Origin of the sequence: Methylobacterium sp. WL7 (genome assembly GCF_008040085.1) — a bacterium.
Lineage (GTDB): Bacteria > Pseudomonadota > Alphaproteobacteria > Rhizobiales > Beijerinckiaceae > Methylobacterium > Methylobacterium mesophilicum.
Map to the genome: position 1 here is coordinate 15,555 of NZ_VRVG01000033.1, position 12,423 is coordinate 27,977.

The 12,423-nt window shown below is 69.6% G+C and carries 6 protein-coding genes and 1 pseudogene; 4 read left to right on the forward strand and 3 right to left on the reverse strand.

Going from position 1 to position 12,423, the window contains the following annotated elements; translation table 11 throughout:
* Nucleotides 1-385: 385 nt before the first annotated feature.
* The 3 genes from FV233_RS11320 to FV233_RS11330 all read right to left on the reverse strand — a co-directional run bounded on the left by FV233_RS11320 (nt 386) and on the right by FV233_RS11330 (nt 3,575).
* The gene (locus tag FV233_RS11320; protein ID WP_147897544.1) at nt 386-1,600 is read right to left on the reverse strand and encodes an ABC transporter permease; all 1,215 of its coding nucleotides are present in this window, start codon (nt 1,598-1,600) and stop codon (nt 386-388) included.
* Nucleotides 1,601-1,814: 214 nt separating this feature from the next.
* Nucleotides 1,815-2,339 (reverse strand): DUF4112 domain-containing protein, encoded by a 525-nt coding sequence (locus tag FV233_RS11325; protein WP_147856272.1) that lies wholly within the window; start codon nt 2,337-2,339, stop codon nt 1,815-1,817.
* A gap of 81 nt (nt 2,340-2,420) precedes the next feature.
* A complete protein-coding gene (locus FV233_RS11330) occupies nt 2,421-3,575 on the reverse strand; it encodes an aminotransferase (protein WP_147897545.1) in 1,155 nt (384 codons plus the stop codon).
* Nucleotides 3,576-3,907: 332 nt separating this feature from the next.
* Between FV233_RS11330 and FV233_RS11335 the strand changes: the two genes are divergently transcribed.
* The 4 genes and pseudogenes from FV233_RS11335 to FV233_RS11345 all read left to right on the forward strand — a co-directional run bounded on the left by FV233_RS11335 (nt 3,908) and on the right by FV233_RS11345 (nt 12,238).
* Entirely contained in the window at nt 3,908-4,087 is a 180-nt protein-coding gene (locus FV233_RS11335; protein ID WP_147897546.1) for a hypothetical protein, read from the forward strand.
* Nucleotides 4,088-4,298: 211 nt separating this feature from the next.
* Nucleotides 4,299-5,528, forward strand: a pseudogene (locus FV233_RS31120) (MdtA/MuxA family multidrug efflux RND transporter periplasmic adaptor subunit); the annotation flags it as partial.
* Nucleotides 5,529-5,681: 153 nt separating this feature from the next.
* A complete protein-coding gene (locus FV233_RS11340; protein WP_246689962.1) occupies nt 5,682-8,807 on the forward strand; it encodes an MdtB/MuxB family multidrug efflux RND transporter permease subunit in 3,126 nt (1,041 codons plus the stop codon).
* Nucleotides 8,804-12,238, forward strand: coding sequence for an efflux RND transporter permease subunit (locus FV233_RS11345; protein ID WP_147897548.1), 3,435 nt, complete (start codon nt 8,804-8,806; stop codon nt 12,236-12,238). Before FV233_RS11340 ends, FV233_RS11345 begins: the two co-directional genes overlap by 4 nt.
* The last annotated feature ends 185 nt before the right edge of the window (nt 12,239-12,423 follow it).

Sequence of the window (12,423 nt, forward strand, 5' to 3'; positions counted from 1 at the left end):
GCTGGATGGGTGCGGAGATGGTGACTTACTGCGAGTTAAGACAGCCGCAGGAAAAAGCAAGGTGATCCATACAATTCCGTGTGATCGATTGAAAGTTCAGGTCTACATCGGCCGGCCAAGGTTACAGGTTGAAGTTGCATTGGCGCCATTATCCAGGCACTTGCGCGGCGCTATATCCTGGCCCGCGCGACGAATGCTGGCACTGGCTCGGAACGAGGTTTTCGTTGGTGGGAGAGACCGTTACGGCCAAGATCAGCAGTTCCCGCGGGGGGTCTTGGCGCGACTTTCCCGACCGTTGACCGGTCTTGCCGCCGCGCCGCAAAATATTTTTGCAGGATCGCCGATCGCCTGTGGGTTCCGGCACCGTTGAGGGCCGGATCCGGGCTCAGGCGAAGGACTTGCGGGGGTCGAACGCGTCGCGCACTGCTTCGCCGGCAAAGACCAGGAGGCTCAGCATCACGGCGATGACCAGGAATCCGGTGAGCCCGAGCCACGGTGCCGTCAGGTTGTCCTTGCCCTGTGCCAGCAGTTCCCCGAGGGAGGGCGAGCCCGGCGGCAGGCCGAAGCCTAGAAAGTCCAGGGAGGTCAGCGTGGTGATCGAGCCGTTCAGGATGAACGGCAGGAAGGTCAGCGTCGCCACCATGGCGTTGGGCAGCAGGTGGACCGTCATGATGCGCAGGTTCGACAGGCCGAGCGCCCGCGCGGCCCGGACGTATTCGAAGTTCCGCGCCCGCAGGAACTCGGCGCGCACGACGCTGACCAGCGCCACCCACGAGAACAGCAGCATGATCCCGAGCAGGACGAAGAAGCCGGGGGCGATGAAGGCCGAGATGATGATGATCAGGTAGAGGGTCGGGATCCCGCCCCAGACCTCGATGAACCGCTGGAACGCGAGATCGACCCAGCCGCCGAAATAGCCCTGCACGGCCCCGGCCACGACCCCGATCGCCGAGGAGACCGCGGCCAGGATCAGCCCGAACAGCACCGAGATGCGGAACCCGTAGATCACCCGCGCCAGCACGTCCCGGGTGGTGTTGTCGGTGCCGAGCCAGTGCCACGGGATGTCGGCGCAGGTCGCCCCGCCGAGTTTTTCCGCCACCGGCCTGCACTGCGCGTCCGAAAGCATCCAGGTCGGCGGCGACGGCGAGGGCGTCGGCAGGTCCTCGTTGATCGTGTCGTAGGAGAACCGGATCGGCGGCCAGAGCGCCCAGCCGTGCTCGGCGATCTCCTTGCGGATCTCGGGCGACCGGAAATCCGTGACCGCCAGGAAGCCGCCGAACGTCTCCTCCGGGTAGTCCACCAGCACCGGGACCAGCCACTCGCCCTTGTAGGACAGGACGATCGGGCGGTCGTTGGCGATGAACTCGGCGAACAGGCTGAGGACGAACAGGGCCGCGAAGATCAGGAACGACCAGGAACCGAGGCGGTTGCGGCGGAAGTTGTCGAGCCGGCGCCGGTTGAGCGGCGACAGCCAGCCGCGCCCACCCGAAACCGGGGCCGGCGCGGGAACGGCCTCATCGGGTCGCAGGACGATCGGCTGGGCGCCCGGCAACGGCGCCGGGACGACCTCGCTCTCGCCGGGGCGCGCGATCTCGTTCATGGCTGCCCCTGCAGAACTGGACGTTTCTCGCTGTGGCAGCGCAGGCTACCGGATCCAGACGATACCGGAGGAGCCGCGACGAGCCCCCTCTCCCGTGCGGGAGAGGGGGCTCGCGGCTGGCACGCGCCGATGTGAAGATATCGCAGGTCACAAAGGGGAGCAGGCGCGAGTCGGCGGCTACCGCCCTTCGCCCATCGCGAACCCCAGAAAAGACTCAGGTGTCGAGACGGGTCGCGGTGCCCTCGATTTCGTTCGGGCGGATTCCGCCGGTGCGCTCCATCCAGTGGCGCAGCAGGCGGACGTTGCGGCGGTTGGCCTTGAAGGCGGCGTCGAACAGGTCGCCCGCCAGGGGCACCACCCCGAGCAGACCGTCGAAGGCGACGTTGAGCCCCATCCGGGCCACCAGCCAGCGGGGCGCGCCCAGGCGCTTGGCCTCGTAGACGATGAACGAGGAGATCACCATGCCGGCCACGTCGCCGATCACCGGCACGAGGCCGATCAGCGCGTCGAACCCGACCCGCCGGTTGATCCCCGGGATCACGAAGGCCGTGTCCATGAAGTGCGCCAGCGTCTCCAGCCGGGCGAGGCTGGCCTCGCGGTCGAGATCGGCCGACAGGAATGGCGGCAGGCGCGCCGACGCACTGCCGGGAAAGGTCTTGGAGCCAGGAAAGGTCTTGGCGCCAGGAAAGGTCTTGGCACCGGCGGAGGGGCCGGTCCGGGAAGCCTGGGAGAAGTCCATCGCGGGGATCCGTCGGAGAGCCATCACCCTCAACGAGGTGGCCCCCCCGGGGGATCCCCGCAAGCAAAGCGCCTGCGACCATCATGCCGCACCCCCGGCCACGCCCCGCATCCGCGCGAGGGCGGTGTCCAGGGTGGCGTCGGCCTTGGCGAAGCACAGGCGCACGAGGCTGCGCACGGAGCCGTCCGGGTAGAACGCGCTCACCGGGATCGCGGCGACGCCGTGACGGGTGACCAGTGCCTCGCAGAAGGCGACGTCGTCGGCGTAGCCGAGCCCCGTGATGTCGATGTTGAGGAACCACGTGGCCTGCGCCGGCAGGACCCGGAAGCCAAGGTCGCGCAGGCCGGAGGCCAGCCGGTCGCGGGAGGCCGCGTAGCCCGCCCGCATGGCCTCGAACCACGGCTCGGGCTTGCCGAGGCCGTACGCCACCGCCTCCTGCAGGTTGGGGGGCGTGGTGAAGGTGAGGAACTGGTGCGCCTTGGCCAGGACCGGCATCAGCCGGGCATCGGCCATCACGAAGCCGACCTTCCAGCCGGTGAGCGAGAAGATCTTTCCCGCCGAGCCGATCTTGACCGTCCGCTCGCGCATCCCGGGCAGCGCCATCAGCGGCCGGTGGCGGGCGCCGTCGAAGACAACGTGCTCCCAGACCTCGTCGCAGATCGCGGTGACGTCGAACCGCGTGCAGTACCGGGCGAGCAGCGCCAGGTCGTCCGGGTCGAACAGGGTCGCGCTCGGATTGAGCGGATTATTGAGCACCACGACCTTCGTGCGCGGGCCGAACGCGGCAGCCAGCGCAGCCTCGTCGAGCCGGAAGGACGGCGGCTGCAGGGCCACGATCCGCGGCACGCCGCCCGCCCGCTGCACCAGCGGCAGGTAGGCGTCGTACATCGGCGCGAACAGCACGACCTCGTCGCCGGGCTCGATCAGTGCCAGCAGGGCCCCGGCGAGCGCCTCGGTCGCCCCGGAGGTCACCATCACCTCGGTCTCGGGATCGAGGGCGAGGTCCTGGTGCCGGGCGTAATGCGCGGCCACGGCCTCGCGCAGGGCCGGCAGCCCCATCATCGGCGGATACTGGTTCCAGCCGTCCATGAGCGCCCGGGCGCTGCGCTCGCGCACGTCCGCGGGGCCGGGATCGTCGGGAAAGCCCTGCCCGAGATTGACCGCGTCGTGGGCGCGGGCGAGCCGCGACATGGTCTCGAACACCGTGGTCGGCAGGGCGGCGAAGACCGGATTCATGCGGGGCGGGACGCCGCTTGGGGTGCGGGAGACAGGCTGGACATCGTCGGGATGTAGCATGGGGTCGGCGGCGTGCGGAATGTGCGCGCCCGCACAGACCCATCCATCCGGGCGAACGGCGAGGCTGACGAATGTTGACATTCATCAGTCGTAACGTAGGTTCGTCTCACGGCCGGAGCGGCGCTCTCGTCGGCGGGGCTTTGCCCCCTCGCTCCGTCAGCGAGACGCCGCTCCGGTCCTCTTAGAGGGCCATCGATCTCCGGATCGGTGGCCCTTTCGGCATGTGATGGGTCGCGCGCTCTGGTAGCGTGTCCGGCCCACCGGATGCGACCATGCGGACGACGCACGCCATATGCCTTGCCCTGCTGATCGCCGGCCTGGGCCTCGCCCTCCGGCTCGGCCTGCCGGTGGCGCCCGTGGACGCGCCGTTCCGCGCGGTGCTGAAGGCCTATGCGGCACCGGATCCGTCCGCCGCGGAGCCCAGCAACACGGCTGAAACCTCCACGCCCTAGTGACGGCACAATGGCCGGGCATCCGATACGCCCCGGCGATGGAATATGCCGCAGCCGCCGGACACCGTCCGGCCCGTATAGCCGCGTAGGCCGATGCCACCGTCCGGGCCGCCGAAGCGTAGGCGGCCGGAACATGCGCCATGGGGGCGTGCACAGCGAGGGATAGGGTGCCGTCGGTCGCGCAGGCGTCCGGCATGTGCTCTAGTCAGGCATGAACGAGAGTTCACCGATCCGCACCGATACGGCGCGCGCCTACCAACCCGGCGAGGCGCCGGCGCGCGACGTCCGCACGCGGCGCTTCCGGCCGATCCGCTGGCTCGTGATCCTGGCCCTGCTGGCGGGCGCCGGGGCGATCGGCCACCGCTGGTACGAGGCGCGCACCGAGAAGGCCGCCGAGCCGGCCACGGCCCACAAGGGCGGCGGCCGCGGCGGGCGGCACGGCGGCGGCGACATGGCGCAGGCGGTGGGCGTCGCAGCGGTGACGACCGGCGACATGCCGGTGGTGCTCCAGGGCCTCGGCACCGTGACGCCGCTCGCCACCGTGACGGTGAAGTCGCAGATCAGCGGCTACCTGATGGCGGTGAAGTTCCGCGAGGGCCAGACCGTCAAGGCCGGCGACGAGCTCGCCCTGGTCGATTCCCGCCCCTACGAGGCGCTGCTCGCCCAGTATCAGGGCCAGCTCGCCCGCGACCAGGCGCTGCTGCAGAACTCGAAGCTCGACCTCCAGCGCTACCAGACCCTGAACCGGCAGGATTCGATCTCGAAGCAGAACGTCGACACGCAAGCCGCCCTGGTCAAGCAGAACGAGGGCACGGTGGCGGCCGACCAGGCGCTGGTCGACCAGCAGAAGCTCAATATCGCCTACACCCACATCACCGCGCCGGTGGACGGCCGGGTCGGCCTGCGGCAGGTCGATCAGGGCAACTACATCTCGGCCGCCTCCACGGCGATCGTGGTGGTGACCCAGCTCCACCCGATCTCGGTGATCTTCACCCTGCCGGAGGACGACGTGGCCCGGGTGATGCGCCAGGTGCGGGCCGGGGCCAAGCTCGCGGTGCGCGCCTACGACCGCGGCGACGCCCACCAGATCGCGCTCGGCTCCCTCGACACCGTCGACAACCAGATCGACACGACCACCGGCACGGTGAAGCTGCGGGCGCAGTTCGACAACGCCGACGAGGAGCTGTTCCCGAACCAGTTCGTCAACGCCAAGCTCACCGTCGACACGGTGCGGGCCGCGACGCTGGTGCCGAACTCCGGCCTGCTGCAGGGCACGCCCGGCACCTACGTCTACCTGATGGACGGGGACAGCAAGGTCACGGTCCGGCCGATCAAGACCGGTGAGACCGACGGGACCAACACCGTCGTGGTCTCCGGCCTGAAGCCGGGCGACCGGATCGTCACCGACGGCACCGACCGGCTCAAGGACGGCGCCGAGGTCCGGATCACGGATGGCGCGCAGGCTGCGGGCGCGACCGGCGCGGTCACCGGCGCGGGCGACAAGCCCGGCGGAAAGCCGGCCGCCGGACCGGACGGGGCGGCCGCCGGCACGGGCGCCGGTCGGCGCAGTGAGCCCGGCCATGGTGCGCCTGCCATGAACCCGTCCCGCCTCTTCATCCTCCGTCCGGTCGCCACGACGCTGCTGATGCTGGCGATCCTGATCGTCGGCGGCGTCTCGTACCTGAACCTGCCGGTCTCGGCGCTGCCGGCCGTCGATTACCCGACGATCCAGGTCCAGACCTTCTATCCGGGCGCGAGCCCCGAGGTGATGACCTCCTCGGTCACGGCGCCGCTGGAGCGGCAGTTCGGCCAGCTCGCCAACCTCAACCAGATGACCTCGCAATCCTCGGCGGGCGCCTCGGTCATCACGCTGCAGTTCAACCTCGACCTGCCCCTCGACATCGCCGAGCAGCAGGTCCAGGCGGCGATCAACGCCGCCGGCAACCTTCTGCCCTCGGACCTGCCGGCGCCACCGATCTACGCCAAGGTCAACCCGGCCGACGCCCCGGTCCTGACCCTGGCCCTCACGTCGAAGACCCTGCCGCTGACCCAGGTGCGCGACCTCGCGGAATCGCGGCTCGCCCAGAAGATCAGTCAGGTGGCCGGCGTCGGCCTGGTCAGCATCTCGGGAGGCCAGCGGCCGGCGATCCGGGTGCGGTTCAACGCCCGGGCGCTCGCCGCCTACGGGCTGAACATCGACGACCTGCGCACCACCATCACCAACCTCAACGTCAACACCCCCAAGGGCTCGATCGACGGGCCGAAGCAATCCTACGCGATCAACGCCAACGACCAGATCCGCGACCCGAAGGCCTACAATGCGGCGATCATCGCGTATCGCAACGGCGCCCCGGTGATGCTCTCGGAGGTCGCCGACGTGGTCGAGGGGCCGGAGAACACCAAGCTCGGCGCCTGGGCCGACACCACGCCAGCGGTCATCCTCAACATCCAGCGCCAGCCGGGCGCCAACGTCATCGCCACGGTCGACAAGATCAAGGCGCTGCTGCCGCAGATGCAGGCGAGCCTGCCGACCTCCGTCGCGGTGGCGCCGCTCACCGACCGCACCACCACGATCCGGGCCTCCGTGGAGGACGTGCAGTTCGAGCTGGGGCTGGCGATCGCGCTGGTCGTGCTGGTGATCTTCCTGTTCCTGCGCAGCCTGTCGGCGACGCTGATCCCGAGCCTGTCGGTGCCCCTGTCGCTGATCGGCGCCCTGTCGGTGATGGACCTGTACGGCTTCTCCCTCGACAACCTGTCGCTGATGGCCCTCACCATCGCCACCGGCTTCGTGGTCGACGACGCCATCGTGGTGATCGAGAACATCGCCCGCCACGTGGAGGCCGGCGATTCGCCCCTGGAAGCGTCCCTGAAGGGGTCGCGCGAGATCGGCTTCACCATCATCTCGCTCACCGTCTCGCTGATCGCGGTGCTGATCCCGCTGCTGTTCATGGGCGACGTGGTCGGGCGCCTGTTCCACGAATTCGCCATCACGCTGGCCGCCACCATCGTGATCTCCGCGGTCGTGTCGCTGACCCTGGTGCCGATGCTGTGCGCGCGCCTGCTCAAGCACGCGCCCGAGGCCAAGGTCCGCCGCCGCGAGGGCGTGTTCGCGCGCGCCGGCCGGCGCGCCATCGACGGTACGATCGCCGCCTACGGCCGCGCGCTCCGGGTGGTGCTGAACCATCAGGGCCTGACCCTACTGGTGGCGCTCGGCACCCTGGTGCTGACCGTCTACCTGTTCGTGGTCATCCCCAAGGGGTTCTTCCCGGTCCAGGATACCGGGGTGATCCAGGGCATCACGCAGGCGGACCAGTCCGTCTCCTACGCGGCCATGGCCGAGCGCCAGCAGCGTATGGCCGCGCTGATCCTCAAGGACCCGGACGTCGCCAGCCTGTCCTCGTTCATCGGGGTCGACGGCCAGAACGTCACGCTCAATTCCGGCCGGATGCTGATCAACCTCAAGCCGCGCGACCAGCGGACGGACTCGGCCGGCGCGATCATCCGGCGGATCACGGAGGCGGCCCGGGCCGAGCCCGGCATGCGCCTGTACATGCAGCCGGTCCAGGACCTGACCATCGACACCGCGGTCTCGGCGACCCAGTACCAGCTCATCCTGGAGACCCCGAACCTCAACGATTTCGAGACCTGGGTGCCGCGCTTCACCGAGGCCCTGGCGAAATCCCCCGTGGTCGCCGACGTGGCGAGCGACCACCAGGCGCAGGGGCTCGCCGCCTACGTCACCATCGACCGGCCCACCGCCGGCCGCTACGGCATCACCCCGGCGACCATCGACAACGCCCTCTACGACGCCTTCGGCCAGCGGATCATCTCGACCATCTTCACCCAGTCCAACCAGTACCGGGTGATCCTGGAGGCCGACCCGAACCTGCACACCACCCTGCGCAGCCTCGAGACGATCTACCTGCCATCCTCGACGGCGACCAACGGCCAGGTGCCGCTCTCCGCGGTGGCGCGGATCAGCGAGCGGCGGGCGCCCCTGCTGATCTCGCATCTCGGCCAGTTCCCCGCCACCACGGTGTCGTTCAACCTGGCCCCCGGGGCGGCCCTCGGGCAGGCGGTCGAGGCGATCGAGCAGGCCAAGGCCGCGATCGACCTGCCGCCCTCGTTCCGGGTGGTGCCGCAGGGCTCGGTCTTCGCCTTCCAGTCGGCGCTCAGCAACGAGCTGTTCCTGGTGCTCGCGGCGATCATCACCGTCTACATCGTGCTGGGCGTGCTCTACGAGAGCTTCATCCACCCGATCACGATCCTGTCGACGCTGCCCTCGGCCGGCATCGGGGCGCTGCTGGGCCTGATGCTGTTCGGGCTGTCCCTCGACATCATCGCGGTGATCGGCATCGTGCTCCTGATCGGCATCGTGAAGAAGAACGCGATCATGATGATCGACTTCGCGCTCCAGGCCGAGCGCGAGGACGGGCTCGATCCCCGGGAGGCGATCTTCCAGGCCTGCCTGCTGCGTTTCCGCCCGATCCTGATGACGACGCTGGCCGCCCTGTTCGCGGCTGTGCCGCTGATCCTCGGCACCGGCGTCGGCTCGGAGCTGCGCCAGCCGCTCGGCATCTGCATCGCCGGCGGCCTGATCGTCAGCCAGGTGCTGACCCTATTCACGACCCCGGTGATTTATCTGGCCTTCGACCGGCTGGAGCGCCGGATCGCCGGACGGCGGGGGCCGGATGTCGCGGCCGGCGAGGCGCTCCCGTGAACATCTCCGAGCCGTTCATCCGCCGGCCGGTCGCGACCACGCTGCTCACGATCGGCGTGCTGCTCGCCGGCCTGTTCGCGTTCCTGAAGCTGCCGGTGGCGCCGCTGCCGCAGATCGACTTCCCCGTGATCCTGGTCCAGGCCCAGATGCCGGGCGGCTCGCCGGAGACCATGGCGACCACCGTGGCGGCGCCGCTCGAACGGCGGCTCGGCGCCATCGCGGACGTCAACGAGATGACGTCCACGAACTCGCTCGGCTCCACCCGGATCGTGCTGCTGTTCGGCCTGAACCGGGACATCGACGGCGCGGCGCGCGACGTCCAGGCGGCGATCAACGCGGCGCGCGCCGACCTGCCGGCCTCGCTCCGGCAGAACCCGACCTACCGCAAGTTCAACCCCGCCGACACGCCGATCATCATCCTCGGCATGACCTCGGACACGCTGACCCGCGGCCAGGTCTACGATTCGGCCGCCACCGTGGTGCAGCAGAAGCTGTCGCAGCTCCCCGGCGTCGGCAACGTCGATATCGGCGGCTCGTCCCTGCCGGCGGTGCGGGTGGAGCTCGATCCCACCGCCCTGTTCAACTACGGCATCGGCTTGGAGGGCATCCGGGCGGCGCTCGCCTCGGCCAACGCCAACTCGCCCAAGGGCGAGATCGACGCCGGGGGCCGGCGCTACCAGCTCTACGCCAACGACCAGGGCCGCAAGGCCGAGGATTACCGCGACATCATCGTGGCCTACCGCAACGGCGCCGCGGTGAAGCTCACGGATGTGGGCCAGGTGCTCGACGGCGTCGAGGACAAGCGCAACCTGGGCATCGTCAACGGCAAGGCCGGGGTGCTGCTGTTCGTCTACAAGCAGCCCGGCGCCAACGTGGTCGAGACCATCGACGCGGTGAAGAAGGCGCTGCCGCAGCTCACCGCGGCGCTGCCGGGCGGCATCGACATCAAGCTCACCGGCGACCGCAGCGCCACGATCCGGGCGTCGCTCGCGGCCACCGAGGAGACGTTGCTGGTGGCGGTCGGCCTCGTGATCCTGGTGGTGTTCGCCTTCCTGCGCTCCGGCCGGGCGACCCTGATCCCCGCGGTGGCGGTGCCGATCTCGATCATCGGCACCTTCTCGGCGATGTATCTGCTCGGCTACTCGCTCAACATCCTGTCGCTCACGGCCCTGATCATCGGCACCGGCTTCGTGGTCGACGACGCCATCGTGGTGCTGGAGAACGTCCAGCGCCACATCGAGGACGGCAAGCCTCGGATGGAGGCGGCGCTGATCGGCGCCCGGGAGGTCGGCTTCACGGTGATCTCGATGAGCCTGTCGCTCATCGCGGTGTTCCTGCCGATCCTGCTGATGGGTGGCCTGATCGGGCGGATCTTCCAGGAATTCTCCGTCACCCTGTCGCTGTCGATCCTGATTTCCTTGGTGTTGTCGCTGACCACGACGCCGATGATGTGCGCGCGGCTGCTGCGGCCGGAGGGGCACGGACGCGCGGCGGGACGCCGGCCGAACGTCCTGATCCGCGTCCTGGAGGGCGGCTTCTCCTGGCTGCTCGACGCCTATGCCCGGACTCTGTCGGTGGCGCTCGCCCATCCGCGGCTGGTGCTGCTGAGCCTGCTCGCCACCGTGGGGCTCAACGTCTACCTCTACATCATCGTGCCGAAGGGGTTCTTCCCCGAGCAGGATACCGGCCAGATGATGGGCGGCGTCCAGGCCGACCAGCGCATCTCGTTCCAGTCCATGGAGACCAAGCTCCGGCAGGCCACCACCATCGTGGGCGCGGATCCGGCGGTGGAGAGCGTCGTCGGCTTCACGGGCGGGCGCGGCACCAACTCGGCCAACGTGTTCATCGGGCTCAAGCCCATCGGCGAGCGGGCGCCGATCTCGGCCGTGATGGCGCGGCTCCGGCCGAAGCTCGCCCAGGTCGCGGGCGCGCGCCTCTACGTCTTCCCGCGCCAGGACCTGCAGATGGGCGGCCGCCAGAGCTTCGCCCAGTACCAGTACACCCTCCAGGGCGACACCGCCGAGGAGCTGTTCGCCGCCGCCCCCAAGCTGGTCGCCGCCCTCCAGAAGGACCCGACCTTCGCGGACGTCACCTCCGATCAGCAGGAGGGGGGGCTGGAGACCCGGGTGGTGATCGACCGCGCCACCGCGTTCCGGTACGGCATCACCCCGAACAAGATCGACAACACCCTGTACGACGCCTTCGGCCAGCGCCAGGTCTCGACCATCTACAACCCCCTGAACCAGTACCACGTCGTGATGGAGATCGCCCCGCGCTACCTGGAATCCCCCGAGACGCTGAAGCAGATCTTCGTCTCGACCTCCGGGGGCAACGCGCCGGGCGCGGCCATCACCAACGCGGTGGCCGGCACCGTCGCGGCGGCGGGCGGCGTCAACACCAACGCGGCCACCGGCACCAGCAGCCCGGGGAGCGGCGCCGCGTCCTCCACGGGGGCCACGACCGCCACGGGGGCGGTCGGCGGCCCGTCCACCGGAGCCGCCGCGGCGGCGGCCACCAACACGGCCGATGCCGCTTCGAACGCCGCCGCGATCGCGTCCGACTCCGCCCGCAACGCCTCCTCCAACGCCATCGCGGCGAGCAAGGGCGGCGCCTCCTCGAGCGCGCCGGTCTCGTCCGCCAAGGAGACCATGGTGCCGCTCTCGGCCTTCGCCCGGATCGAGCCGGGCAGCGCCCCCGTGCAGGTGAGCCACCAGGGCCTGTTCGTCGCCACGACGATCTCGTTCAACCTCGCGCCGGGCAAGAGCCTGTCGGACGCCACCGCGGCGATCGACCGGGCGATGGCGTCCCTGCGCCTGCCGGCGACGATCCACGGCGAGTATGCGGGCGCGGCCAAGAACTACGTGGCCTCGGCCTCGCGCCAGCCGCTGCTGATCCTGGCCGCGATCCTGGCGGTCTACGCGGTGCTGGGCATCCTGTACGAGAGCTTCGTGCACCCGCTGACGATCCTCTCGACCCTGCCGTCGGCCGGCGTCGGCGCGGTGCTGGCCCTGCTGGTGACCGGCACCGAATTCACCATCATCGCGCTGATCGCGGTGTTCCTGCTCATCGGCATCGTGAAGAAGAACGCGATCATGATGATCGACGTGGCGCTCGACGCCGAGCGGACCCGGGGCGCAAATCCCGTGGATGCGATCCGCGAGGCCTGTCTCGTGCGCTTCCGGCCGATCATGATGACCACGCTCGCCGCCATGCTGGGGGCCGTGCCGCTGATCCTGGCCACCGGCGAGGGGGCCGAGCTGCGCCGGCCGCTCGGCATCGCCATCGTGGGCGGATTGATCGTGAGCCAGATCCTGACCCTGTACACCACCCCCGTCGTCTACCTGACCCTCGACCGCCTCCGGCACCGGGTGCTCGCCCGGCGCCGCGGCGCCGGGCCCGGCGGCGCAGCGGCATTGCCGGCCGGAGAGTGATGCGTTCGTTTTCACGTGAAACACCGGCGGCACCCGCGCGCGCGCCTATGTCTTCGGGCTCTGCGGGCTCCCCTCACGCGTCGGCGACACATGAGGCGCAGGTCCACTGTCCCGTGCGGGAGAGGGACAGGGTGAGGGGACAGTTGTCTCCGGAAAGGGCGTATCCCTCACCCCAACCCTCTCCC

Excerpts from the sequence above, each read along its gene's own strand:
- FV233_RS11320 (WP_147897544.1), bottom strand. The coding sequence starts at position 1,600 with ATGAACGAGATCGCGCGCCCCGGCGAGAGCGAGGTCGTCCCGGCGCCG.
- FV233_RS11325 (WP_147856272.1), bottom strand. The coding sequence starts at position 2,339 with ATGGACTTCTCCCAGGCTTCCCGGACCGGCCCCTCCGCCGGTGCCAAG.
- FV233_RS11330 (WP_147897545.1), bottom strand. The coding sequence starts at position 3,575 with ATGAATCCGGTCTTCGCCGCCCTGCCGACCACGGTGTTCGAGACCATG.
- FV233_RS11335 (WP_147897546.1), top strand. The coding sequence starts at position 3,908 with ATGCGGACGACGCACGCCATATGCCTTGCCCTGCTGATCGCCGGCCTG.
- FV233_RS11340 (WP_246689962.1), top strand. The coding sequence starts at position 5,682 with ATGAACCCGTCCCGCCTCTTCATCCTCCGTCCGGTCGCCACGACGCTG.